The organism is Streptomyces sp. WAC04114 (genome assembly GCF_019733245.1).
Classification (GTDB): domain Bacteria; phylum Actinomycetota; class Actinomycetes; order Streptomycetales; family Streptomycetaceae; genus Streptomyces; species Streptomyces massasporeus_A.
Genome location: NZ_JAIGQA010000135.1, coordinates 1 through 23,938 on the forward strand (window position 1 = coordinate 1; position 23,938 = coordinate 23,938).

The 23,938-nt window shown below is 70.8% G+C and carries 26 protein-coding genes and 2 pseudogenes; 17 read left to right on the top strand and 11 right to left on the bottom strand.

Annotated elements, in window-relative coordinates; genetic code table 11:
* Window positions 1–8 precede the first annotated feature (8 nt).
* Window positions 9–458 (top strand): hypothetical protein, encoded by a 450-nt coding sequence (locus K4G64_RS28095; protein WP_221758798.1) that lies wholly within the window; start codon window positions 9–11, stop codon window positions 456–458.
* A gap of 3 nt (window positions 459–461) precedes the next feature.
* On the opposite strand, the gene K4G64_RS28100 is transcribed toward K4G64_RS28095, so the two are convergent.
* The 3 genes from K4G64_RS28100 to K4G64_RS28110 form a co-directional block, all read right to left on the bottom strand.
* On the bottom strand, window positions 462–1,598 hold the full coding sequence (locus K4G64_RS28100) for an RNA polymerase sigma factor SigF (protein WP_221758779.1): 1,137 nt from the start codon (window positions 1,596–1,598) through the stop codon (window positions 462–464).
* A gap of 17 nt (window positions 1,599–1,615) precedes the next feature.
* Window positions 1,616–2,029 (bottom strand): hypothetical protein, encoded by a 414-nt coding sequence (locus K4G64_RS28105; RefSeq protein ID WP_003992877.1) that lies wholly within the window; start codon window positions 2,027–2,029, stop codon window positions 1,616–1,618.
* A gap of 259 nt (window positions 2,030–2,288) precedes the next feature.
* Entirely contained in the window at window positions 2,289–2,549 is a 261-nt protein-coding gene (locus K4G64_RS28110; RefSeq protein ID WP_221758780.1) for a UBP-type zinc finger domain-containing protein, read from the bottom strand.
* Window positions 2,550–2,611: 62 nt separating this feature from the next.
* On the opposite strand from K4G64_RS28110, the gene K4G64_RS28115 reads away from it, so the two are divergent.
* Complete coding sequence (locus K4G64_RS28115) at window positions 2,612–4,210, top strand: Na+/H+ antiporter (RefSeq protein ID WP_221758781.1); 1,599 nt, start codon at window positions 2,612–2,614, stop codon at window positions 4,208–4,210.
* A 30-nt stretch (window positions 4,211–4,240) separates the two neighbouring features.
* Here K4G64_RS28115 and K4G64_RS28120 read toward each other — a convergent pair whose 3' ends face one another.
* Window positions 4,241–5,149: a 1-aminocyclopropane-1-carboxylate deaminase/D-cysteine desulfhydrase gene (locus tag K4G64_RS28120; RefSeq protein WP_221758782.1), complete on the bottom strand. Its 909-nt coding sequence runs from the start codon at window positions 5,147–5,149 to the stop codon at window positions 4,241–4,243.
* A gap of 253 nt (window positions 5,150–5,402) precedes the next feature.
* On the opposite strand from K4G64_RS28120, the gene K4G64_RS28125 reads away from it, so the two are divergent.
* From K4G64_RS28125 to K4G64_RS28135, 3 genes are all read left to right on the top strand, one after another.
* On the top strand, window positions 5,403–6,809 hold the full coding sequence (locus tag K4G64_RS28125) for a family 2B encapsulin nanocompartment shell protein (RefSeq protein ID WP_221758783.1): 1,407 nt from the start codon (window positions 5,403–5,405) through the stop codon (window positions 6,807–6,809).
* Between the two features lie 111 nt (window positions 6,810–6,920).
* Window positions 6,921–8,090: a family 2 encapsulin nanocompartment cargo protein polyprenyl transferase gene (locus tag K4G64_RS28130; RefSeq protein ID WP_221758784.1), complete on the top strand. Its 1,170-nt coding sequence runs from the start codon at window positions 6,921–6,923 to the stop codon at window positions 8,088–8,090.
* Window positions 8,091–8,462: 372 nt separating this feature from the next.
* Window positions 8,463–9,125: an N-acetyltransferase gene (locus K4G64_RS28135; RefSeq protein WP_221758785.1), complete on the top strand. Its 663-nt coding sequence runs from the start codon at window positions 8,463–8,465 to the stop codon at window positions 9,123–9,125.
* 106 nt (window positions 9,126–9,231) lie between these two features.
* Here the strand turns inward: K4G64_RS28135 and K4G64_RS28140 are convergent, their stop codons facing one another.
* Window positions 9,232–9,849 (bottom strand): TetR/AcrR family transcriptional regulator, encoded by a 618-nt coding sequence (locus tag K4G64_RS28140; RefSeq protein WP_221758786.1) that lies wholly within the window; start codon window positions 9,847–9,849, stop codon window positions 9,232–9,234.
* A 112-nt stretch (window positions 9,850–9,961) separates the two neighbouring features.
* Here K4G64_RS28140 and K4G64_RS28145 point away from each other — a divergent pair, with 112 nt between their 5' ends.
* The 5 genes from K4G64_RS28145 to K4G64_RS28165 all read left to right on the top strand — a co-directional run bounded on the left by K4G64_RS28145 (window position 9,962) and on the right by K4G64_RS28165 (window position 12,847).
* The gene (locus K4G64_RS28145) at window positions 9,962–10,546 is read left to right on the top strand and encodes a dihydrofolate reductase family protein (protein WP_221758787.1); all 585 of its coding nucleotides are present in this window, start codon (window positions 9,962–9,964) and stop codon (window positions 10,544–10,546) included.
* 26 nt (window positions 10,547–10,572) lie between these two features.
* Entirely contained in the window at window positions 10,573–10,872 is a 300-nt protein-coding gene (locus K4G64_RS28150) for an LITAF-like zinc ribbon domain-containing protein (protein ID WP_221758800.1), read from the top strand.
* Between the two features lie 85 nt (window positions 10,873–10,957).
* Window positions 10,958–11,371: a YciI family protein gene (locus tag K4G64_RS28155; protein ID WP_221758788.1), complete on the top strand. Its 414-nt coding sequence runs from the start codon at window positions 10,958–10,960 to the stop codon at window positions 11,369–11,371.
* A 29-nt stretch (window positions 11,372–11,400) separates the two neighbouring features.
* On the top strand, window positions 11,401–12,621 hold the full coding sequence (locus K4G64_RS28160) for an RNA polymerase sigma factor (protein ID WP_221758789.1): 1,221 nt from the start codon (window positions 11,401–11,403) through the stop codon (window positions 12,619–12,621).
* A 10-nt stretch (window positions 12,622–12,631) separates the two neighbouring features.
* A complete protein-coding gene (locus tag K4G64_RS28165) occupies window positions 12,632–12,847 on the top strand; it encodes a hypothetical protein (RefSeq protein ID WP_221758801.1) in 216 nt (71 codons plus the stop codon).
* Here the strand turns inward: K4G64_RS28165 and K4G64_RS28170 are convergent.
* Window positions 12,844–13,581 (bottom strand): VOC family protein, encoded by a 738-nt coding sequence (locus K4G64_RS28170; RefSeq protein WP_221758790.1) that lies wholly within the window; start codon window positions 13,579–13,581, stop codon window positions 12,844–12,846. The genes K4G64_RS28165 and K4G64_RS28170 overlap by 4 nt on opposite strands.
* 104 nt (window positions 13,582–13,685) lie before the next feature.
* Here K4G64_RS28170 and K4G64_RS28175 point away from each other — a divergent pair, with 104 nt between their 5' ends.
* The gene (locus K4G64_RS28175) at window positions 13,686–14,840 is read left to right on the top strand and encodes an inorganic phosphate transporter (RefSeq protein WP_221758791.1); all 1,155 of its coding nucleotides are present in this window, start codon (window positions 13,686–13,688) and stop codon (window positions 14,838–14,840) included.
* 184 nt (window positions 14,841–15,024) lie between these two features.
* On the opposite strand, the gene sodN is transcribed toward K4G64_RS28175, so the two are convergent.
* Entirely contained in the window at window positions 15,025–15,420 is a 396-nt protein-coding gene (gene sodN, locus K4G64_RS28180; protein WP_031140564.1) for a superoxide dismutase, Ni, read from the bottom strand.
* A gap of 223 nt (window positions 15,421–15,643) precedes the next feature.
* Between sodN and K4G64_RS41545 the strand changes: the two are divergent.
* A pseudogene (locus K4G64_RS41545) lies at window positions 15,644–15,817 on the top strand (S24 family peptidase); the annotation flags it as partial.
* A 65-nt stretch (window positions 15,818–15,882) separates the two neighbouring features.
* Here K4G64_RS41545 and K4G64_RS28190 read toward each other — a convergent pair.
* The gene (locus K4G64_RS28190) at window positions 15,883–16,542 is read right to left on the bottom strand and encodes a CGNR zinc finger domain-containing protein (RefSeq protein WP_308122514.1); all 660 of its coding nucleotides are present in this window, start codon (window positions 16,540–16,542) and stop codon (window positions 15,883–15,885) included.
* A gap of 97 nt (window positions 16,543–16,639) precedes the next feature.
* Between K4G64_RS28190 and K4G64_RS40545 the strand changes: the two are divergent.
* Window positions 16,640–17,116 (top strand): annotated as a pseudogene (locus K4G64_RS40545) (hypothetical protein); the annotation flags it as partial.
* Window positions 17,117–17,175: 59 nt separating this feature from the next.
* Here K4G64_RS40545 and K4G64_RS28195 read toward each other — a convergent pair.
* From K4G64_RS28195 to K4G64_RS28205, 3 genes are read right to left on the bottom strand one after another with little or no spacing between them, the layout of a single operon-like run.
* Entirely contained in the window at window positions 17,176–17,937 is a 762-nt protein-coding gene (locus tag K4G64_RS28195) for an amino acid ABC transporter ATP-binding protein (protein ID WP_308122515.1), read from the bottom strand.
* Complete coding sequence (locus K4G64_RS28200; protein ID WP_221758793.1) at window positions 17,934–18,875, bottom strand: amino acid ABC transporter permease; 942 nt, start codon at window positions 18,873–18,875, stop codon at window positions 17,934–17,936. Before K4G64_RS28200 ends, K4G64_RS28195 begins: the two co-directional genes overlap by 4 nt.
* A gap of 32 nt (window positions 18,876–18,907) precedes the next feature.
* The gene (locus tag K4G64_RS28205) at window positions 18,908–19,858 is read right to left on the bottom strand and encodes an ABC transporter substrate-binding protein (protein WP_221758794.1); all 951 of its coding nucleotides are present in this window, start codon (window positions 19,856–19,858) and stop codon (window positions 18,908–18,910) included.
* Between the two features lie 624 nt (window positions 19,859–20,482).
* On the opposite strand from K4G64_RS28205, the gene K4G64_RS41135 reads away from it, so the two are divergent.
* The 4 genes from K4G64_RS41135 to K4G64_RS28225 all read left to right on the top strand — a co-directional run bounded on the left by K4G64_RS41135 (window position 20,483) and on the right by K4G64_RS28225 (window position 23,915).
* Window positions 20,483–21,715: an NADP-dependent malic enzyme gene (locus K4G64_RS41135; RefSeq protein ID WP_221758795.1), complete on the top strand. Its 1,233-nt coding sequence runs from the start codon at window positions 20,483–20,485 to the stop codon at window positions 21,713–21,715.
* A gap of 349 nt (window positions 21,716–22,064) precedes the next feature.
* Window positions 22,065–23,030, top strand: coding sequence for a zinc-binding dehydrogenase (locus K4G64_RS28215; protein WP_221758796.1), 966 nt, complete (start codon window positions 22,065–22,067; stop codon window positions 23,028–23,030).
* 100 nt (window positions 23,031–23,130) lie between these two features.
* A complete protein-coding gene (locus tag K4G64_RS28220; RefSeq protein ID WP_003992902.1) occupies window positions 23,131–23,340 on the top strand; it encodes an HTH domain-containing protein in 210 nt (69 codons plus the stop codon).
* A complete protein-coding gene (locus tag K4G64_RS28225) occupies window positions 23,340–23,915 on the top strand; it encodes a Clp protease N-terminal domain-containing protein (protein WP_221758797.1) in 576 nt (191 codons plus the stop codon). Before K4G64_RS28220 ends, K4G64_RS28225 begins: the two co-directional genes overlap by 1 nt.
* The last annotated feature ends 23 nt before the right edge of the window (window positions 23,916–23,938 follow it).

The following is a 23,938-nucleotide window of genomic DNA, read 5'->3' on the forward strand; positions in this document are numbered from 1 at the left end:
CTTCAGGTGTGAGCAGCGAGCAGACCCCCACCACCGAGGAAACCACCGGCCCCCGCCCCCGGCGTCTGACGTACGCGGCGCTGCTGGCCGCGCTGGAAGGGCTCGCGCTGGTCGTCGGCGGCGTCTGGATCCTCGTCCTCGGCCTCACCGGGCATCCGGACGACCGGCAGCAGGCCGTGACCGGAGGCATCACGCTGGTCGTGCTCGCGCTGCTTCCGCTGCTCGCCGCCCGCGGGCTGCTCGGGTGCCGCAGCTGGAGCCGCGGCCCGGCCGTCATCACTCAGCTCATGGCGCTGCCGGTGGCCTACAACCTGCTGCAGGCCGACAGCATGGCCATTCCGGCCGGGATCGCCCTCGCGGTGGTGGCCGTCGCGTCGCTCGTGCTGCTGGTGAACCCCGAGACGACCCGGGCCCTCGGAATCCGCGGGCCCGGCAACCCCGGCAACCCGGAGAAGTAGCCGTCATTCCTCGACGAGGAGCTTCTCCCGCAGCTGCGCGAGCGTGCGCGCCAGGAGCCTGGAGACGTGCATCTGGGAGATGCCGACCTCCTGCGCGATCTGCGACTGGGTCATGTTGCCGAAGAACCGCAGCAGCAGGATCCGCTTCTCGCGCGGCGGGAGATCCTCCAGCAGCGGCTTGAGCGACTCCCGGTACTCCACGCCCTCCAGCGCCTCGTCCTCCGCGCCGAGAGTGTCGGCGACCGCCGGGGACTCGTCGTCGGTGTCGGGGACGTCCAGGGACAGCGTGGAGTACGCGTTGGCCGACTCCAGGCCCTCCAGGACCTCCTCCTCCGAGATCGCCAGCTTCTCGGCGAGCTCGTGAACCGTGGGGGAGCGGCCGTGCAGCTGCGAGAGCTCGGCCGTGGCCGTGGTCAGCGCCAGGCGCAGCTCCTGCAGCCGGCGCGGGACGCGCACCGCCCAGCCCTTGTCGCGGAAGTGCCGCTTGATCTCGCCCACGACCGTGGGGGTCGCGTACGTGGAGAACTCCACGCCGCGGTCCGGGTCGAATCGGTCGACCGACTTGATCAGGCCGATCGTGGCGACCTGGGTGAGATCGTCCAGCGGCTCGCCGCGGTTGCGGAAGCGGCGCGCGAGATGCTCCACGAGTGGCAGATGCATCCGGACCAGCTGGTTGCGCAGTTCCGCGTACTCGGGGCTGGTGCTCTCCAGCGTGCGCAGTTTGAGGAACATCTCGCGCGCACCGCTGCGGTCCGGAGAGCCGTGATGCCCACCTTGCGCGTGGTGCGCGCGCGGGGCCTGATCCTCGGAGTTCCGCTCGTGCTCGCTCATCGTCCCGCCCGTCGCCCTTCCCCGAGCGCTCGCCTCCTCCGCGACCCTCGACTTCGCTCGGGTGGGAGGACCCCCCTGGACCGGGGATGCGGCGATCCCCCCGCCCGGAGGCGCGCTCCGCACGACACCGTCCCGGTCCGGCCGCCCGCCGCCCGGGAGGACGGCCTCCACGGAGTCGTCCTCGGGATGCGGTCGGGCCTGCTCGGGGATGCCGTCGATGCCGTCCGCCATGCGCCGGGCACCACTCGGGCCGCTAGTGCCCGTGCCCTCGGCCGGCAGCTCTCGTGTGCCGCGCTCTTCGTCCCGCACCGGCCCGTCCTCGCTCCTCACGCCGGCCCGGGTCCCGCGCCGCGCTGTTTGTAGAGGCTGATCGAAACGGTTTTGTCCTTGTCCACGGCAGAGGAGACCTTGCCCGCGAGGGCGGACAGGACCGTCCAGGCGAAGGTGTCCCGTGAAGGGGCATGGCCATCCGTGGTCGGCGCCGAGACGGTGACCTCGAGTGAGTCGTCGACGAGGCGGAAGACACAGCTGAGCACCGAGCCGGGCACGGCCTGCTGAAGCAGGATCGCGCAGGCCTCGTCCACCGCGATGCGCAGGTCCTCGATCTCGTCGAGGGTGAAGTCCAAACGGGCCGCGAGACCGGCCGTGGCCGTACGCAGCACCGACAGGTAGGCACCCGCGGCCGGCAGCCGGACTTCCACGAAGTCCTGGGTCGCGGGCTCGCCTGCGATCTGGGACACCCTCACCTCCATGGTGGTACAAGCGTTTCAGGGCCGAGGGTCGACCCCCGGGATAACGCGATACGTGGTTCAGCGGTGACGCTATCGCGCTCTCGACGGTCCTGTCCCCGGGACCCCAACCCCTGTCGTCACTCACAGTAAACCTGTGGATACGCTCCGTGTCTAGGGGTTGGGCGGGCCCAAATGGGAAGAGCGTGCGCCGGGTTGACGTACCCAGGCGCCAGACGGTCGAACCGTCCGCCGCCGGGGTCCTGTCGCGTCACACCAGGACATGGTCGACGAAGCACCAACGCCAGGCCTCCCCGGGCTCGTGGGTCCGCATCACGGGATGGCCGGACTCCTTATGATGCTCCGCCGCGTGCCGTCCCGGCGAGGAGTCGCAGCAGCCGACGTGACCGCAGCTCAGACACAGCCGTAGTTGCACCGGATCCATGCCCTCCGCCAGGCACTCCGGACACGTCTCGCTGAGCGGGCCGGGTTCGGGGTGCGGCAGCGCGTCGGCGTGCGTGCACTGTTTCATGATTGCCAGGTTACGACGGTCGAGCCGAAGACCGCGTCGAAAAATGAGGGCGGGCGAGAACGATGGACGTGATGCCACTGCTGCTGCTCGTGGCGGGCAGCGCCGCAGTCGCCGCGGCCGCGCGGCGTACCCCGGTGCCGGCGCCGCTGCTGCTGGTGGCCGTGGCACTGGCGGTCAGCTACGTCCCGGGGGTGCCCGATTACACGCTCGACCCGCACGTCGTCCTGCCGCTCATCCTGCCCCCGCTGCTGCACACGGCGGCCACCGACAGCTCCTACCTCGACCTGCGGGCGCAGCTGCGGCCGATCGCGATGCTGTCGGTCGGGTACGTGCTGTTCGCGACCTTCGTCGTCGGCTGGGCCCTGTACATGATCGTGCCGGGCATGCCGCTGACCGCGGCGCTGGTCTTCGGGGCGGTGGTGGCGCCCCCTGACGCGGTCGCGGCGACGGCGGTGGCCCGCCGGGTCGGACTGCCTTCGCGGATCACCACGATCCTTCAGGGCGAATCCCTGCTGAACGACGCGACCGCGATCACTGCCTACCGGGTGGCCCTGGCCGCCGCTGTCGGCGAGGGCGCGACCTGGGTCGGGGGCATCGGCGAATTCCTGCTCGCCGCGATCGGCGGCGTCGTGGTGGGCCTGCTGCTGATGGCGCCGATCCACTGGCTGCGCACGCACCTGAAGGAGCCGCTGCTGCAGAACACGCTCTCCCTGCTGATCCCGTTCTTCGCGTACGCCGTCGCCGAGCAGGTGCACGCCTCAGGCGTCCTCGCGGTCGTGGTCGTCGCGCTCTTCCTGGGACACCGCGCGTGGGAGGTCGACTTCGCGACGCGCCTGCAGGAGGAGGCGGTCTGGAAGATGGTCGCCTTCATCCTGGAGTCGGTGGTGTTCGCGCTGATCGGACTCCAGCTGCCGGTGGTCCTCAGGGGCCTCGGGGAATACGAGGGTGTCGACGCCGCCTGGTACGCGGTCGCGGTCTTCCTGGTCGTCGTCGTGAGCCGTTTCGTCTGGGTGTACCCCGCCACGTTCCTGCCGCGGCTGCTGTCGGCCCGGGTGCGGGAACGGGAGGAGGACCCGACCTGGAAGGGACCGTTCGTCATCGCGTGGGCGGGGATGCGGGGCGTGGTCTCGCTGGCCATCGCCTTCTCGATCCCGCTCACCATGCACGACGGCGAGGAGCCCTTCCCGCAACGCAACCTCATCCTCTTCCTGACCTTCACGACCGTCATCGGGACCCTCGTCTTGCAGGGCCTGACCCTGCCCCCGCTCATCCGGCTGCTGAAGTTCCCCGGACGGGACGCCCAGACCGAGACGCTCATCGAGGCCAACGCCCAGGCACAGGCCTCCAGAGCCGCAGAACGGCGCCTGGAGGAGCTCCTGGCCGACGAACGCAACGCCCTGCCCGCTCCGCTCGCCGACCGGCTGCGCACCGTCCTGGAGCGCCGCCGCAACGCCCCCTGGGAGCGGCTCGGGCAGGCCAATCCGATCACCGGGGAGTCCGTCGACGACACCTACAGGCGGCTGTCACGGGAGGTCATCAGCGCCGAGCGCGAGGTGTTGGTCAAGCTCCGGGACAGCCGCCACATCGACGACGAGATGTTGCGGACCCTGCTGCGCAGGCTGGACCTGGAGGAGGCGGCGGCCTTCAGGGAGGCCGCGTGACGAGGGGCGCGGCCTGCGGCTTGCGACGTCTCAGGGGAAGGGGCGCCCGGTGATCACCGCCGCCACGGCCGTCCCGCGCGGGAAGGCGCCTTCTCCGGCCAGGGTGACGAGTCCGTACAGCAGCTTGGCGACGTACAGGCGTTCGACGGGCAGGCCGTGCCGGTGCTCGAAGTCAGCCGCGAAGGCCTCGAGCTCGGCGGGCACGCGCGCGTAGCCGCCGCAGTGGAAGCGCTCGTCCAGGCTCCAGGTGCCGCGCCTGCCTCCGAAGGCGTCATGCTGCAGGGCTTCCGTCTCGGCGGCCAGGAAGCCGCCCTTGAGCACCGGTACGCCCAGGGCCCGCTCGCCGGGAGCGAGACCGGCCGCCAGCCCCGCGAGGGTGCCACCGGTGCCGCAGGCCACGGCGACGGCCTCGGCCCGGCCGCGCAGTTCAGCGCCGAGCGCCCGGCAGCCGCGTACCGCCTCGGCGTTGCTGCCGCCTTCGGGGACGACATGCGCCTCCTCCGCGTCCGCCGCGCGCAGAATGCCGGCCAGGGTCCGCGGCTCCGACTTGCCCCGGTACGTCGCCCGGTCGACGAAGTGCAGCCGCATGCCGTCGGCCGTGCAGCGGGCCAGCGAGGGGTTGAGGGGCCGGCCGGCCAGCTCGTCGCCGCGGACGACACCGACGGTGGGGATGCCGAGCAGCCGGCCGGCCGCGGCCGTGGCGCGCAGGTGGTTGGACCAGGCGCCGCCGAAGGTGAGGACGGTACGGCCGGCCGCCGCGGTCAGATTCGGAGCCAGCTTGCGCCACTTGTTGCCGATCAGCTCCGGGTGGATGAGATCGTCCCGCTTCAGCAGCAGCCGCACACCCCGGCGCTCGAACCGGCTGTCCACGACCTCCTGTACCGGCGACGGCAGCCGGGGGCGCAGCGCGGCGATTCCGGGACTGTCGGGGCTGGTCACCGGCCCATTGTCACCCGGGAGTGGGGAAGTGCGGGGCTCGAGGCTGACGTCGTGCTCCACGCCCGAGCCCCCGGTCCGAGGGCCGGACACCGGCACTTTCGAATGCCGTGACGGGCCCCCTGCCCAGCAGCGCAAAGATCCATTCCCGCTCTTTCGGGTAATAGCACCACCACGCTGAGTGAGGAAGGCTTGCCCGTGCACATCGATGCCCGAGGCATATGGGCGTCGGTCACAACCGGGAGGGCAGTTCTCTATGTCGGTAGGCGAAGAGGTCCGCACGGAGCAGACCAAGCCGCAGCAGAGTCTCGGCACGGCGGCCGCGCGGAACCTGGCCACCACGACCAAGTCCGTGCCACAGATGCAGGAGATCAGCTCCCGCTGGCTGCTGCGGATGCTGCCGTGGGTCGACATCCAGGGTGGTACGTACCGGGTGAACCGGCGGCTGACGTTCGCCGTCGGCGACGGCCGTCTGACGTTCGTGAAGACCGGCGACCGTGTCGAGATCATCCCCGCGGAGCTCGGCGAGCTGCCGGCGTTGCGGTCCTACGAGGACGAGGAGGTCCTCTTCGAGATCGCCCGCCGCTGCGAGCAGCGGGAGATCGCGGCGGGCGATGTGATCGCCTCGTTCGGCAGCCCGTCCGACGAGGTGTACCTCCTCGCGCACGGCAGGGTGGAGAAGGTCGGCACGGGTCCGTACGGGGAGGACGAGTCCCTCGGTGTGCTCGCCGACGGCGCCTACTTCGGCGAGGACGCCCTGCTCAACGAGGACGCGATCTGGGAGTACACGGCCCGCGCCCTCACCGCGTGCACCGTGCTGGTGCTGCCCCGCCAGGAGTTCGCGCAGATCGCGGAGCGCTCGGACACCCTGCGCGAACACCTCCAGCAGCGCCGCTCGATCCCCTCGCAGCGCTCCAACAAGTACGGCGAGAAGGAGATCGACCTCTCCGCCGGCCACTCCGGCGAGCCGGACATCCCGCACACCTTCGTCGACTACGAGGCCCGGCCCCGTGAGTACGAACTGAGCGTCGCCCAGACCGTGCTGCGCATCCACTCGCGCGTGGCCGACCTGTACAACCAGCCCATGAACCAGACCGAGCAGCAGATCCGGCTGACGGTCGAGGCGCTGAAGGAGCGCCAGGAGCACGAGCTCGTCAACAACCGTGACTTCGGGCTCCTGCACAACTGCGAGTACGACCAGCGGATCCAGCCGCACGACGGCGTGCCCGGCCCGGACGACCTGGACGAGCTGCTCAGCAGGCGCCGCGGCACCAAGATGCTCCTCGCCCACCCGCGCGCCATCGCCGCGTTCGGCCGCGAACTCAACAAGCGCGGACTGGTCCCCGAGACCATCGACATGGCCGGCAACCGCATCCCGACCTGGCGCGGTGTGCCGATCTTCCCGTGCAACAAGATCCCGGTCTCGGACGCCCGGACGACGTCGATCATCGCCTTGCGTACCGGCGAGGCCGACCAGGGCGTCATCGGTCTGCGCGCCTCGGGCATCCCGGACGAGATCGAGCCGAGCCTGTCGGTGCGCTTCATGGGCATCAACGAACAGGCCATCATCAAATACCTGGTCACGGCCTACTACTCCGCCGCGGTGCTGGTACCGGACGCGCTCGGTGTCCTCGAGAACGTCGAGATCGGCCGCTGGCGGTGATACTCCCGGTACGCCGGCCGTGTCCCCGCCCGTCAGGGCGGGTACATCCTCGGGGTACGCGCCCAGCGGCAGCGGAAGCGCCACCGTCCGCTCATTCTCCGAGGCGGTCCCATGGGTGAGTCCCTCACGGAGTCCAGGACGGAGACGACGCTGCCCGCACCCTACGGGGAGCGCGGCACCGAGCCCGGGCCGGCGCCCGGAGCACCGGAAGGGCGGGGACCCATCGGGACGCAGCGGGACGGCGGGGCCGCACCGGCCGAGGGGCACGAGGCTGTCATGCTGCTGGAGCGGGCCCGGGCGGAGGTCGATCCGGTGCTGCGTGCCGCGCTCGGCTCGCTGCCCGGCCCGATGCGCCGGATCGCGCTCCACCACTTCGGCTGGGAGCAGTCCGACGGCGGTCCGGCGGAGGACGGCTCCGGCAAGGCGATCCGGCCCGCGCTGGTCCTGACCGCGGCGGCCGCCCTCGGCGGACCCGAGGCGCGGGCAGGGGCGGCCCGGGCCGCCGCCGCGGTGGAACTGGTCCACAACTTCACACTGCTGCACGACGACGTGATGGACCGGGGCACCACTCGCCGCCATCGCCCCACCGCGTGGACCGTGTTCGGCGCCGCCGACGCCATCCTCGCCGGGGATACCCTCCAGGCGCTGGCCCTGCGCCTGCTCGCCCAGGACCCGCACCCGGCGTCCCCGGCCGCCGCAGCCCGGCTCGCGGACTGCGTCATCGAACTGTGCGCGGGGCAGTACGCGGACACGGCCCTGGAGCGGTGCGCCCCCGCGGAGGTCACGCTCGACGGGGTGCTGGTCATGGCGGAGGCCAAGAGGGGCGCCCTGCTCGGGTGTGCCTGCGCGATCGGCGGGCTGTACGCGGGTGCCTCGGAAGAGGAAGTGGCGGCGTTGGACGCGTTCGGCCGGGAAGCCGGGCTCGCCTTCCAGCTCATCGACGACGTCATCGGCATATGGGGTGACCCGGGCCGCACCGGCAAGCCCGTCGGTGCCGACCTGGCCGCCCGGAAGAAGTCGCTGCCGGTGGTGGCGGCTTTCGCCTCCGGCACACCGGCGGCGGCCGAACTCGCCGGGCTGTACGCACGACCCGGTGAGAAGGGGGACCTGGACCACATCGCCCTCACCGTGGAGCGTGCGGGCGGCCGCGACTGGGCGCAGGGCCAGGCGGCCGACCGGATGGCCCGGGCGATGGAGCAGCTGGCCCGAGCGGTGCCGGACCCGGAGGCGGCGGGCGGTCTGCTGGCGCTCGCCGAGTTCGTGACACGGGGGTCCAGTTGACGGCCGTTGGCGCGGGTCGGCCTGCGACAGTCGACGACCGGCTGCGGCAGGCTCCTGATCGACTGCTTCTGTGACGACCTTCGGGTGACCGAAGGGCTTGAACCCCGGAGCGCCGGGGCCGTGCGGCTCCTGACCCCGCACGGCCACCGGCCTCCGGTCGGCGGGTCCCGCACTGCCCCACGGTGTGCGGGGCCCGCCCCTTTCCCCCACCGGCTCCCGCACGGATCCCCATGGAGATTCCGTACGGCTCCTCGTATCGATCGAGTTTGGGCAAACGTTCGACTGATTCCCGCCAAGATGCTGCTCGCACCCCTCCGCGGCGGCCGACGCCCCTACGCTCAACGCCCGTCGGGTCGAGCGAAGGGGCGGGGCATGGGTGTGGCCATCCGGACGGCGGGCGAGGCGGACAGGGAGCTGATCGTCCGGCTTCTGGACGACGCGTTCCAGGACGACCCCGTGAGCGGCTGGGTCTTCCCGGGCGTGGCGGAGCGCCGTGCCAAGCACCCCGCGCTCATGGCCGCCTTCACCGGCATCGTGCTCGCGGCCGGCCGCATCGATGTCACGGAGGACGGCTCGGCCTGCGCGCTGTGGCTTCCCGTGCCCGCCGACGAGGGCCATGGCCACGAGGGTCATGGCGATGGCGACGCCGGGGAGGACGAAGGTCCGGCCCAGGTACGCGAGGCCGTCGACCCGGACAACGAGCGCATCGAGGCGATCGGCCGGCTGACGGCCGCCGTCCACCCCGCCGGGCGGGCCCACGAGTACCTCTGGATGATCGGTGTGGCACCCGGCCGCCAGGGAGAGGGGCTGGGTACCGCGCTCATCGAGGCCGTCCTCGATCGCTGCGACCGCGAGGGACTGCCCGCCTACCTGGAAGCCAGCAGCGCCCGCAGCCGCGCGCTGTACGAGCGTCTCGGCTTCGAGCTCGCGGGACCGGTCCTCGACCTGCCGGACGGCCCGGCGATGTGGCCCATGTGGCGCGAACCCAGGCCGCACCTGCCCGCCCAGGGTGTGCCGGCAAGCCCCCGGTCCTGACCCGCCACATCCCGCTCTGCCCCCGATCCAACCCCCGGGTCCTGCCCTCGAGCCCCCGGTCCCGCGCCGCAACGGCAGCCCCGGGCGGCACCCCTCGTAACCGGTTCTAGCCCCCGCCCGGCTCGCCGGCCCGGCCCTCCTCCGGCAGTACCGTCGCGACGATCCGCTCCACCAGCCCGTCCGGCATACTCACTCCGGGGAGGGCTCCGTCCAGCACGCCCGGCAGCGTCAGGTGCTCAAGGAGCAGCCCGAGCATGGCCAGGTACAGCACGGCGACGGACTCGTCCCCGCCGGGCAGCCCGGCCGTGCGGTGGAACTCCATGGCCTCGTCCAGGTCCCCGCGCACCGACTTGGTGTACGAGGCGAGCAGTTCGGGGCGCCGGGTGGCCTCCAGGCGCAGCTCCATGAGGGCCAGATAGCCCGTGCGGTCGCGGGTGGCGCGGGCCATGAGGTCGTGCATGAAGGCCGTGACCAGCGAGCGGTCCTTCGGCCGGGTCATCAGGCCGGCGACCACGTCGGGGTCGGGCGCGAGCCGTACGTGCAGCCGGGTGTCGATCTGCCGGAGCAGGTCGGCGCGTCCGGTGAAGTAGTTGGAGGCGGTGCCGACGGGCACGCCGGCCTCCGCGTCCACCGCGCGGAACGTCAGCCCGCGCGCCCCCTCGCGCGCGAGCACCTCGACACCGGCGTCGACGAGCGCGGCCCGGCGCCCGGGGTTGCTGACCATTCGGAATCCCTTCTCCCACTTTTCGACGGTCCGCCATAAGCCCTTGTAACCACTACAGCAGGAGTACTACAAATGAAGTCGTTGCCCCGACACCCTACGAAAAGAGCCCGGCTTGCGAAAGCTCACGTACTACATCGCCTGCTCCATCGACGGCTTCATCGGCGACCCGAGCGGCGACGCGACGGCGATGATGCGCCTTCTCGACGAGGAGTTCATCCAGTTCTTCCGGCAGGAGTACCCCGAGGCGGTGCCCACCCGTGGCCGCCGGGCCCTCGGCATGGACGACCTGCCGAACAGGCGGTTCGACACGATCGTCCAGGGGCGGGCCAGCTACGACCTCGCCCTGAAGGAAGGCATCACCAGCCCCTACGCCCACCTGCGCGAATACGTCGCCTCCAGCAGCCTGACGGAGTCGCCCGACCCGAACGTCGAGATCATCTCGGGCGACCTGGTCGGCAAGGTCCGCGAACTGAAGGCGGAGGACGGCGAGTTCGGCATCTACCTGTGCGGCGGATCCACGGTCGCCGGTGAACTGCTCGACGAGGTCGACGAGCTCGTCATCAAGACCTACCCGTTGGTGTACGGCGCGGGCATGCCGATGTTCGGCTCCGGCGTCACGATCGTGGACTTCACCTTGGAATCGGTGCGCACGTTCGGCAACGGCGCGCTGGTGCGCACGTACAGCAGGAAGCGCTGAGCCTCCGACCGGCCTACTCTGAGGTCATGGGCAGCGACCAACACGTCTGTCCGACCTGCGGACAGCCAGTGGAAACAGTCGTCCGGCGCCACAAGACGCTGGGCACATGGGTCCCGCTCTGGGTGGCGGGCCCGTGCCACAACCCCGAGTGCGGGGCCTACGACGCGGAAGGCACCGCCAACCGCGACACCGGCCACGGCGACAGCGGCGACGGAGGCCAGGACACCCGGCCCCAGGAAGGCGACCGGCCCGCCGGGGCCACCGCCCCGCCTGCCACGAGCCCGCCCGAACCGGCCCCGGGAGAAACCGCCGCGAAAGATTCCTGAGCCCGTGTCGAGATGCACGGCCCGGCTCCGACGTCCCTTGTGAAGAACCGCCCACCGGGGCGGTGAGAGCCGAAGGAGCGGACTGATGAAGTACCTGGTCATGGTGCAGGGCACACAGGCGGACTACGACGCCATGCGCGGCAAGGCGTCCGCGGACTCCCCGGCCTGGAGCGAGGAGGAGCTGCAGACCATGTTCGCCTACATGGGCGCCATCAACGACGACCTGGCCGAGAGCGGTGAGCTCGTCGACGGGCAGGGCCTGGCCGAGCCGGCACAGACCCGGCACGTCACCGTCGGTGACGACGGCAAGGCCGTGATCACCGACGGGCCGTACAGCGAGACCAAGGAACTGCTGGCCGGCTACTGGGTCCTGGAGTGCGAGAGCCTGGAGCGGGTCACGGAGATCGCCGAACGCGTCGCCCGCTGCCCCCAGCCGGCCGGCGCGCCCGACTACCCGGTCGTGATCCGCCCGATCATGGACGGTTCCGGGGACATCTGACCAACCGCCGGGCGCCGACGGACACGCTGGTGAGAAGCACACCCGAGATCGAGGACCTGCTGCGCGCCAACGCGCCGCAGGTCCTCGGTGCGCTGATCAGACGGTACGGACACTTCGACGCCGCCGAGGACGCCGTACAGGAGGCGCTGCTCGCGGCCGCCGGGCAGTGGCCCGACGAGGGCGTGCCCGGCAATCCGCGCGGCTGGCTGATCAAGGTCGCCTCGCGGCGGCTCACCGACGCCCTGCGCAGTGATCAGGCCCGGCGGCAGCGCGAGGAGCGGGCGGCCGCGCTCACGCCCCGCGACGCCTTCACGGCGCCGCCGCCAGGGGAGCGGGCACCCCGCGAGGACGACACGCTCTCGCTGCTGTTCCTGTGCTGCCACCCGGACCTGTCGCCGCCCGCGCAGATCGCGCTCACGCTGCGCGCCGTGGGCGGGCTGACCACGGCGGAGATCGCCCGGGCGTACCTCGTCCCGGAGGCGACCATGGCGCAGCGCGTCAGCCGCGCCAAGCAGAAGGTGCGACGCGTGCGCTTCGGCCGCCCGGACCGCTGGGAACAACGGCTGCCGTCCGTCCTGCAGACCCTCTACCTGATCTTCAACGAGGGCTACACGGCCACCTCCGGCGCCGCCCTGCAACGCCGTGACCTCGCGGGCGAGGCCGTGCGGCTCACCCGCACGGTCCACCGGCTGCTGCCCGGCGACTGCGAGGTGACCGGCCTGCTTGCGCTGATGCTGCTCACCGACGCCCGGCGCGAGGCGCGCAGCGGCCCGCACGGCGAGCTGATCCCCCTCGACGAGCAGGATCGCGACCGTTGGGACCGGGCCGCGATCGAGGAGGGCGTCGCGCTCATCACCCGGGCCCTGTCCCAGGGCCGCCCGGGGCCCTTCCAACTCCGGGCCGCGATCGCCGCCGTGCACGACGAGGCATCCTCGCCCGAGGCGACCGACTGGGCCGAGATCCTCGGCCTGTACGACGTCCTCGTCGGCCTGGTCCCCGGCCCGGTCGAGCGACTCAACCGCGCGGTCGCCGTCGCCATGGTCCACGGCCCGCGCGCGGGGCTGACCGAAGTGGACTGCCTGGCAGACGAGTTGAAGGGCCACCGCCTGGACGCCGTACGGGGTCATCTCCTGGAACGCGCGGGCGAGCCCGAAGCCGCCCGGGCCGCCTACGAGTCGGCGGCCGCGCAGACCCTCAGCCTGCCCGAGCAGCGCTATCTCCGGTCCCGGGCGGCGCGGTTGGGGGACTAGCGTGTACGGCATGGGCATACCGGGGGAGCGGCGCCGCACCGTGTGGCGGCTGGCGGCGATCGTGTGGGTGCTGGCCGTGGCCGTAGCGGGCGGGCTGACGCTGTGGATGCAGGACTCGACGGAGCCGCCAGGACCCTACGGCTGGGAGCGGACGGATCCCGGCGATGCCCAGCATCTGCCGCCGTGCCCGACGCCCCGGGCCTGCGCGTACGTCACCAGCCCCTAGCCGCGCCGCCGCCCGCCCGTCGCCGGGTCGCGGGTCGTCAGGCAGTACGTGCCGCCCGCCGGGTCGCGCATGACCGTCCAGCCGGAGAAGGCGGCCACGAAGGCGGCCCCGAGTTCCTCGTGCCGGGCCCGGGTCGCCGGGACGTCCGCGCAGGCGAGGTCGAGGTGGGCGGAGGCCGGGCGTTCCTCGTCGAGTCGTTGCAGGAGCAGACGGACCGGCAGGCCGGGCGGCGGCTCGACCACGTGGAACTCCGCACGGGAGCCCGGCCGCGACTCCCAGCCGTCGAGCAGCGCGCTCCAGAAGGCGACTTCCCCGTCGAAGGCCGAAGCCGGGACATCCAGGCACACCTGGTCGAGCCTGCTGTCCCGCACCACACCAGGCCGCGACGCCTGCCCACGCCACGGGTCCGCGCAGAACAACTGCCCGCCCGGCGAGCGCAGCACGACGAGCGACCCCAGGTCGGCCGTCACGCCCGCACCGAGCCGCACCGCCGTGGCGGCGAATTCCGGTACGTCGTCCACACAGAAGTCGATGTGCGCACCCCCGGAACCCGGACCGACCGCCTGCGCCTTCACGCACGCGTCGGCGCCGTCGGGCAGCAGGGTGACGAACTCGTCGTGCTCTCCGCGCAGTTCGGACAGGCGGGTGTCCGTGACGGCGGTCCAGAAGTCGCAGGCGGCGCCGAAGGCCTCACGCGGGCGGTCGATGAAGGCGTACGTCCAGCTGATCCTCATGGGCGCGATCGTAGAGGGACCGCGCCACCGCCACCCGCGTGAACCTCGACTGCCCTTGCCGCTCCGTTCCCCGTCCATTGGACTGCGCTTGTTTGCATTCAGGAATGGACCACATCACGTTCCTCGTGGCGGTTGTCATCGTCACGGCGCTCGCCTTCGACTTCACCAACGGATTCCACGACACGGCGAACGCGATGGCCACATCCATCGCCACCGGCGCGCTCGCACCCCGTACTGCGGTCCTGATCAGCGGTGTTCTCAACGTCGTCGGTGCCTTCCTGTCCACGGAGGTCGCCAGGACCATCTCGGGCGGCATCGTGGACGACACCCTCGTCTCCCCGGGCATGATCTTCGCGGGTCTGGTCGGCGCGATCCTGTGGAATCTGCTGACCTGGCTGGTCGGCCTGCCCTCGAGCTCCTCGCACGCCCTGTTCGGCGGTCTGATCGGGGCCGTGTGGGTCGGGGCGGGCAGCCAGGGCGTCAACTTCGAGAAGGTCGTGGAGAAGGTGCTGGTGCCCGCGGTGGCCTCGCCGGTCGTGGCCGGTGTCGCCGCACTGCTCGCCACCTGCCTCGCCTACCGGCTCACCGACCGGGCCCGGGGGGACTCCGTCACCAAGGGGTTCCGCGTCGGCCAGATCGCCTCCGCCTCGTTGGTCTCCCTCGCCCACGGCACGAACGACGCGCAGAAGACCATGGGCGTCATCACCCTCACCCTGATCTCGGCCGGCGCGCTCGGCCGCCACGCCGACCCGCCGCTGTGGGTCATCGCGTCCGCGGGTCTCGCCATCGGCCTGGGCACCTACCTGGGCGGCTGGCGGATCATCCGCACCATGGGCCAGGGCCTCACCGAGATCCAGTCGCCGCAGGGCTTCGCCGCCGAGACCGCCTCCACGACCGTCATCCTGACCTCCGCCCACCTCGGATTCGCCCTGTCCACCACCCAGGTGGCCTCGGGCAGCATCCTCGGCGCGGGGCTCGGCCGCCGGCTCGCGGAGGTCCGCTGGGGCGTCGCGGGCCGGATGGCGGTCGCCTGGATGGTCACCCTGCCCGCCGCCGCGCTGGTCGGCGGTCTGGCCGCCGCCGTCGTGCAGAACGGCGGGGACCTCGGCACGGCCGTCGTCGCGCTGGTCGGTGCGGCCCTCGCGGCGGGCATCGTGCTCATCTCGCTCCGCAACCCGGTGCACGCGCGCAACGTCAACGACGCGCACGAGGTCGGCATCAGCACCGAGCCGCCGGCCAAGGTCGGCACGGCCGCCTGAACGAGGGGAGCAGGACATGCGTCCGGACTGGACCGCACTCGGCCAGGCCACCCTGCGTTTCCTGGCCTGCTCGGCCGTGGTGGCGTACGGGATCTGCCTGATCGTCCCTCAGTTCCACTGACGGCGCGCACGACGAAGGGGCCCGACCGGTTCTCGGCCGGGCCCCTTCGCCGTACGAAGGCGGTCAGGCCTTCTTGGTCTCCCAGAAGATCTTGTCGATCTGGGCGATGTAGTCCAGCGCCTTCTGGCCGGTGGCCGGGTCGGTCGAGCCCTTGGCGGCCGAGAGGGCCTTCAGGGTGTCGTTGACCAGCTGGTGCAGCTCCGGGTACTTCTCGAAGTGCGGGGGCTTGAAGTAGTCGCTCCAGAGCACCGAGACGTGGTGCTTCGCGAGCTCGGCGCGCTGCTCCTTGATGACGGTGGCGCGCGCCTGGAAGTGCGGGTCGTCGTTGGCGGCCATCTTCTCCTGCACGGCCTTCACCGACTCCGCCTCGATGCGGGCCTGGGCGGGGTCGTACACACCGCAGGGAAGGTCGCAGTGGGCACTGACCTTGACCTTGGGGGCAAACAGGCGGGAAAGCATGGAGCATTCCTTCCTCGTGATCGTCTTCTCACAGGGGACCTTACTCCGTGAGGGACGGCTTTTCGCGGGTGCCCCCATGGGCTTAGGACAAAAGTCCGGGGTGAGACTGAGACTGGTGGAGGAAGAACCGGGGAGGTGCCGGGTGATGCCGGAGCTGTCGCAGGAGTCCGAGCGGGGGAGGCCGGCCCCGCCCTTCGGGGTGGCCGAGGTGACCGGGCCGTCCATGGTGCCCACGCTGTACCACGGGGACCGGCTCCTGGTGCACTACGGGGCCCGGGTCAGGCCCGGGGACGTCGTCGTGCTGCGGCACCCCTTCCAGCAGGACCTGCTGGTCGTCAAGCGCGTCGCCGAGCGGCGCGAGAGCGGCTGGTGGGTGCTCGGGGACAACGCGTACGCCGGCGGCGACAGCACCGACTACGGCGTCGTGCCCGACGACCTGGTGCTCGGGCGGGTCCGGTTCCGCTACCGGCCGCGCAGGCCGGACCGGCGGTCGCCCTGGGCGCTGCTCGGCTGGGCGCTGTCGGCGGCCAGGCCCGTCTTCTCGGGCAGGTCGAGCCGGGCGGCCTCCAGGCGTTTGCGGGCGCGGTAGGCCGCCACGTTGGCGCGGGTCGCGCAGCGGTCGGAGCAGTAGCGCCGGGAGCGGTTGGTGGAGGTGTCGAGGTAGGCGTTGCGGCAGGGCGCGGCCTCGCACAGGCCGAGGCGGTCGGCGCCGTGCTCGGTCAGGTGGAACGCCAGGCCCATCGCCGCGATCGCCGCGTAGCCCGCGGTGGCGTTCGACGGGTGGTCCGCAAGGTGCATGTGCCACAGGGGCCGGCCGTCGTCGTCACGGAAGTCGTGTCCCGAGATCTGTGGGCTCACCGGGAACTCCAGCAGCAGCGAGTTCAGCAGGTCGACGGCGAGCCTCTCGTCGCCCGAGTCGGCCGCCTCGAAGACCGCGCGCAGCCGGGCCCGTACCGAGCGGAAGCGGGTCACGTCCGCGTCGGTGGCGCGGCGGGCCGCCGACTGGCTGGGCCCGAACAGATCGCGGACGGCCTCGACCGACGTCAGGGCGTCCTTGCCCCGGGCCGGTTCCTCGGTGTTGACGAGGCGCACGGCATAGTCCGAGTAATAGGCCAGTTCCACTTGTAGTCCTTACGGAGGGCTTTGTCGTCCGGGGCGTGGCACTTGTAACAGATGATGGTGCTTCCAGGGTATTACGAGGGAGAGGTGGAGGGGCTCGATGACGGATGCCGACCTCCCGAGGTCACCGCCGACCGGCACGCTCGGCAGGAGAGCTGGGACCGGCAGCAGGAGTGGTACCTGCCCGACCGCGAGGAGCGGTTCCGGGTCATGCTCGGTGGGGCCCCGTGCCTTTCGGGCTATGAGGAGGTCGCGCCGGCGGTGTCTTCTTGAACGCGGACCACATGATCGACGAGACGACGCCCCGGATCAACGCGGCGGAGCGGGCACAGCGGCACACCCGCACGGATCAGGCCAAGCGGGACGGCCTCCTCGACCGGGCCCGGTGGTGGCAGCTCGCGGCGAAGGACCCCGTTCTCGCCGGACCCACGCACGGCGCTACGAGATCTACGCCGAGCACGCGGACGGCGACGCGCCCTCGGCCGGCCGGCACGCGCGCGTGCTGCGCGAGAAGGGGTTCGGCGAGGCCAGGCCCGTGTGGTGCTCACCCTCGGACACCCTGCTGCCGGCCGTGAAGCAGCGCGCGCGAAGGGGGCGGTACGGAGATCCCGTACCGCCCCCTCGCCGTGCGTACCGTCAGAGCACCTTGGACAGGAACGACTTCGTCCGCTCGTGCTGCGGGTTCGTCAGCACATCGCGGGGGTGACCGGATTCGACCACCACACCGTCGTCCATGAAGACCAGGCTGTCGCCCACCTCGCGGGCGAAGCCCATCTCGTGGGTGACGACGATCATCGTCATGCCGGACTCGGCCAGGTCGCGCATGACGTCCAGGACGTCACCCACCAGCTCCGGGTCCAGCGCCGAGGTCGGCTCGTCGAACAGCATCAGCTTCGGGTCCATGGCCAGGGCCCGGGCGATGGCGACGCGCTGCTGCTGACCGCCGGAGAGCTGCGAGGGGTAGTTGCCCGCCTTGTCGGCCAGGCCCACCCGGTCCAGCAACTCCAGCGCGCGCTCCCGCGCCTTGCTCTTGCCCGCGCCCTTGACCTGGACCGGCGCCTCCATGACGTTCTCCACGGACGTCATGTGCGGGAACAGGTTGAAGCGCTGGAAGACCATGCCGATGTCCCGGCGCTTGACCGAGACCTCGCTGTCCTTCAGCTCGTAGAGCTTGTCGCCCTTCTGCCGGTAGCCGACCAGCTCGCCGTCGACGTACAGACGGCCGGCGTTGATCTTCTCCAGGTGGTTGATGCACCTCAGGAAGGTCGACTTGCCGGAGCCGGAGGGGCCGATGAGGCAGAAGACCTCGCCGGACTTCACCTCCAGGTCGATGCCCTTGAGGACCTGTACAGGACCGAAGGACTTGTGAACGCCCTCGGCCTTGACCATGGCGGTCATGCCTTGCCTCCCGTCGGCTTGGAGCGGCTGGACAGGGAGAGCACGTTCGCCCTGATCTTCTGGAACGGGGTGGCCGGCAGGGACCGGCTCGAACCACGCGCGTAGTACCGCTCCAGGTAGTACTGGCCCACGCTGAAGATCGACGTCATCAGCAGATACCAGGCCGCCGCAAGGAACAGCATCTCGGCCGGGGCGCCGGAGGTCTGGCCGATGTCCTGGGCCGCGCGCAGCAGCTCGGGATACTGGACGACCGAGACCAGCGAGGTCGTCTTCAGCATGTTGATGACCTCGTTGCCCGTCGGCGGCACGATCACGCGCATCGCCTGCGGGATGACGATCCGGCGCAGCGTCTTGGAGTGGCTCATGCCCAGCGCGTGCGACGCCTCGGTCTGGCCCTCGTCGACCGAGAGCAGACCGGCCCGGCAGATCTCCGCCATGTACGCGGCCTCGTTGAGGCCGAGGCCCAGCAGCGCCGTCAGGAACGGGGTCATGAAGTCCGACCACTCGTCCTTGTAGAACGGCCCGAGGTTGATGTACTCGAAGACCAGGCCCAGGTTGAACCAGACGATCAGCTGCACCAGGACCGGGGTGCCGCGGAAGAACCAGATGTAGAACCACGCGATCGACGAGGTCACCGGGTTCTTCGACAGGCGCATCACGGCGAGCAGGACGCCGCCGACGATGCCGATCACCATGGACAGCACGGTCAGCAGGAGCGTTTTGCCGACGCCGTCCAGGATGCGGTCGTCGAAGAAGTAGTCCGGGATCGCACCCCAGTTGATCTTGCCTTGGGAGAACGCGTAGACGACCCCGACCAGCAGGGCGATGGCGACGACGGCGGAGACGTACCGCCCGTAGTGCCGGACCGGGATGGCCTTGATGGCCTCCGGTCCGGCCGGGGGCGTGTCAGCCGGCGTCTTGTCGATGTCAACAGTCACGGGTGTTGCCTTTCAGTGCCGCTGCGCTGCGGTCACTTGCCGCCGTTGATCGTGGCTTCGTCGATGGAGCCGTCGGTGACGCCCCACTTCTTCATGATCTTCTCGTACTCGCCGCTCTCGATGACGGCGTTGAGCGCGTCCTTGAGGGCGTCCCGCAGCTCCGTCTGGTTCTTGGCGACCGCGATGCCGTACGGGGCGGCCTCGACCTGCTCGCCGACCAGCTGGAAGTCCTTGCCGCCGCCGGAGGTCTTCACCGCGTACGCGGCGACCGGGAAGTCGGACGAGCCGGCGTCGGCGCCGCCCGCGCGCAGACGGGTCTGGGCCTGCTGGTCGTTGTCGAAGGCCTCGATGGCGATCTTCTTGCCCTTCGGGCACTTCTTCGACTCGGCCTTGGCGAGGTCCTCGGAGACGGTGCCGCGCTGCAGCACGATCTTCTTGCCGCACAGGTCGGACCAGGTCTTGATGCCCTGGTCGTCGCCCTTCTTGGTGTAGATCGACACGCCGGCGGTGAAGTAGTCGACGAAGTCGACGCCCTCACCGACCTTCTTGCCGGTGTCGGAGTCGATGCCCTCCTGGCGGTCCTTGGTGTCGGTCATCGCGGACATGGCGATGTCGTACCGCTTGGAGCGCAGACCCGTGATCAGCGTGTCGAAGGTGCCGTTCTCGAACTGGAAGTCGACCCCGAGCTGCTTGCCCATGGCGGCGGCGAGGTCCGGGTCGATGCCGACGACCTTGCCGGAGCTGTCCTTGAACTCGACCGGGGCGTAAGCGATGTCGGAGCCGACCTTGATGACACCCTTGTCGCGGATGGCCTGCGGCAGCTTGTCGGCGAGCGGGGCCGAGGCCGAGGTGTCGCTGGAGCCGGTGTCCTTGGTCTGGTCACCGCATCCGGTGAGCATCAGCGCGCCTGCGACCGCGATCGCACCGACCGCTGCTAGCCGGGAGTGCGCGGCGGTCGTACGACGGGTGGAGCTTGCGGTCATGGTGGGTTCCTCCGGCGGATGGGTGGAGTTGCCGATGGGGCGGGCCGTCGCCGATGGGTTCGGCACGGCCGTGGCACGCCGAAGGGTTCGGCAGTGCCGTGGGTCGACGAGAGCACACCTCTTCGAGTGTCGCGACCTCGTGTGATTACGGCATCTTGCCATTCGGACTGCGCGATTCTGGGGGCCAGCCATGTCAAAATCGGATAACGGGCGACCCCCGAACCGCACCACTCCGGTACATCACGGCCGGACCTTGTATAGGAATCGCCCCTTCCGGCCGGAAGATCTTCGGTAAATCCCGGGATTTCCATACGGGGGCCGCGGGCTTCGCAGATGCTTGAGTGGTTGTGGCTGGTTTGTCCAGGCCTTGTCCCGGTTTTGGACGAAGCGTCAGGGCGGCGTCATGTGACCTTCGCGTTATGGACTCGTCCCCGATGCCGTCCGTCCGGTAAGAAGGGTCCTTACACCCCTCATCCGGGGCTCAGGGCGCGTGTGCGGCGCGCCCGTCGCGTACGCGCCCGTACGTATACACGTACAAGCACGACATGGGCCTGCGCGGTGCCCGCCCACCCCTCACCAGGAGTGGCCACCCTCAAACAATGAAGATTTAAGGGGTAAAACGAAGTGGCAGCGGAGATCGTCAATCCTCGCAGCGAGAGCAAGACCGGCGATACGGAGCACGAGGGCAGTGCGGAGCCCCTCGACTCCTTCGACCCGGCTTTCGCGTTGCACCGCGGCGGCAAGATGGCTGTGCAGGCCACCGTGCCGGTCCGTGACAAGGACGACCTGTCCCTGGCGTACACGCCCGGCGTCGCGAAGGTGTGCAGCGCGATCGCGGAGCAGCCGGAGCTCGTGCACGACTACACGTGGAAGTCGTCGGTCGTGGCCGTCGTGACGGACGGTACGGCCGTGCTGGGCCTCGGTGACATCGGGCCCGAGGCCTCCCTCCCGGTGATGGAGGGCAAGGCGATTCTTTTCAAGCAGTTCGGCGGCGTGGACGCGGTTCCGATCGCCCTGGCCTGCACGGACGTCGACGAGATCGTCGAGACCGTGGTGCGGCTCGCGCCGTCGTTCGGCGGCGTCAACCTGGAGGACATCTCGGCACCTCGGTGCTTCGAGGTCGAGCGCAAGCTCCAGGAGCGGCTGGACATCCCGGTCTTCCACGACGACCAGCACGGAACGGCCGTGGTGACGCTGGCCGCCCTGCGGAACGCCGCGCGGCTCAGCGGGCGGGCCATAGGGGAGCTGCGGGCCGTCATCTCCGGCGCGGGCGCGGCGGGTGTCGCCATCGCGAAGATGCTGGTCGAGGCCGGGATCGGGGATGTCGCGGTGGCCGACCGCAAGGGTGTCGTGTCGGCGGACCGGGACGACCTCACGCCGGTGAAGCAGGAGCTGGCCGGGTACACGAACAAGGCCGGGATCACCGGGTCGCTGGAAGCGGCGCTGGAGGGGGCCGATGTGTTCATCGGCGTCTCCGGTGGCACGGTCGCGGAGTCCGCGGTGGCGACGATGGCCAAGGGCGCGTTCGTCTTCGCCATGGCGAACCCGAACCCCGAGGTGCATCCCGAGGTCGCGCACAAGTACGCGGCGGTCGTCGCGACCGGGCGGTCGGACTTCCCGAACCAGATCAACAACGTGCTCGCGTTCCCCGGGATCTTCGCGGGGGCGCTGCAGGTGCGGGCCTCCCGGATCACCGAGGGGATGAAGCTGGCCGCCGCGGAGGCGCTGGCCGCCGTGGTCGGGGACGATCTCGCCGCCGACTACGTCATCCCGTCGCCGTTCGACGAGCGGGTCGCCCCGGCGGTCACGGCCGCGGTGGCGGCGGCTGCTCGGGCCGAGGGTGTGGCGCGGCGCTGAGGCCGACCCTGACGTTGGTGTGATGCGGCCCCGCCCGGGATCGGGCGGGGCCACTTCTTTGCGTTGGCGTTGGGCTGTTCGGGTGGCGTGCGGGTGGGGGGCGCCCGTTTGCTTCGCCTTCCCCTTCGCCTTCGCGTCGCGGTCGCCTTCGCCTTCGCGCCGCGGTCGCCGGGCATGGGTGTGGATCGGGGCCGCGCCGGGGGTGCCCGTCCGGCCCCTTGCGTACGACGGCGGGTGCGGGCGGGTCCCGCCTCGCATGCGCACAACACTGCTGCCCACCTGGCAAGAGGGCATGTCTCACAGGGGTGGATGGTTCCTTCGGTTCCTCGGGGAACCTATCGTCAAGGTCATGTTCGCTGTCTACGCCGCCCGAATCGACCGCGACCAGCCGCTGTCCGGCCTGGAGTTGGGAGAGCGTCCCGCTCCCGAGGCCCGTCCCGGCTGGAGTACCGTCACGGTCAAGGCCGCCTCCCTCAACCACCATGACCTCTGGTCCCTGCGTGGCGTGGGCCTCGCAGAGGACAAGCTGCCGATGATCCTCGGCTGTGACGCCGCCGGCGTCGACGAGGACGGCAACGAAGTCGTCCTGCACTCCGTGATCGGACAGAGCGGGCACGGGGTCGGACCGAAGGAACCCCGGTCGATCCTCACCGAGCGCTACCAGGGCACCTTCGCCGAGCGCGTTGCCGTGCCGACCTGGAACATCCTGCCCAAGCCCAAGGAGCTCTCCTTCGCGGAAGCGGCCTGCCTGCCGACGGCGTGGCTGACCGCGTATCGGATGCTGTTCACCAACGCGGGCGTACGCCCCGGGGACTCCGTGCTGGTGCAGGGTGCCGGTGGCGGTGTCGCCACGGCGGCGATCGTGCTGGGGAAGGCCGCGGGGCTCCGGGTCTTCGCCACCAGCCGGGACGAGGCCAAGCGGAAGCGGGCCCTGGAGCTGGGGGCTGTGGAGGCCGTGGAGTCCGGGGCGCGGCTGCCGCAGCGGGTCGACGCCGTGATCGAGACCGTCGGGGCTGCGACGTGGTCCCACTCCGTGAAGTCGCTGAAGCCCGGCGGCACGCTGGTCATCTCCGGTGCCACCAGTGGCGACCGGCCCTCCCACGCAGAGCTGACCCGGATCTTCTTCCTGGAGCTCAAGGTCGTCGGGTCCACCATGGGCACCAAGGACGAGCTGGAGGACCTGCTCGCGTTCTGCGCCACCACCGGGGTGCGGCCCGTCATCGACGAGGTCATGCCGATGGACCGGGCACGAGAGGGCTTCGAACGGCTGGCTTCGGGTGAGCAGTTCGGGAAGGTCGTGCTGACGAGTCCCTGAGCTTGCTCGAGATGCGTTGACGGTCGGTCCGGGGTGGGCCGGCCGTTTTCGTTTGTCAACTGTGGTTGACGGTAGCGGGTTGTCAATGTAGGTTGACGGCATGACTGAAGCGACCGATCTGGCCGAGCGTGCGGGTGACCGTGATCCACGGGTCGGCCTACGGGCCGTCGCCGCGCTGCGTCGGCTGCTGGAGCAGTTGGAAGCCGTACAGGTGCGCAATGCGCGCAATCAGGGCTGGTCGTGGCAGGAGATCGCCACCGAACTCGGTGTGAGCAGGCAGGCCGTGCACAAGAAGTACGGGAGGCATTGATGTTCGAGCGGTTCACGAAAGACGCCAGGGACGTGGTCAAGGGCGCTTATGCGTATGTGGAGGGGAGCGGTGGGGGCGGGCGGTGTGTGGAGCCGGAGCACCTGCTGCTGGCGCTGCTCGACCGGGAGGGCAGCCGCGGGTCCTTCGCGCTCGTCGCTCTCGGGCTCGACGAGCGGCGGGAGCCGTCCGTGCGGGAGGCGCTGCGTGAGGCGCGGCGGCGGGCCGGGCTGACACAGGCCGAGACCGACGCGCTGGCCGGGCTGGGGATCGACGTGGAGGAGATCGTCGCCCGGGTGGAGGAGGCGCACGGGGTCGGTGCCCTGGCGGGTGAACGGAAGGGCAAGGGGCGGTGGTCGGGGCGGGTCTCCTTCGGCCGGGGTGCCAAGGAGGTGCTGGAGCGATCCTTGCGGGTCGCTCTCGCCCAGCGGGACCGGCATATCGGGGACGAGCACCTCCTGCTCGCCCTGACGCTGCGTCCCGGTGTGCCGGCCGAGGTCCTCGCCGACCACGGGGTGACGTACGAGTCCCTGGTGCGGGTGCTGTACGGCAGCGGTGGCGAGGCCAAGGCCGGGTGACGGGCAGGACCGGGGGAGGGGCG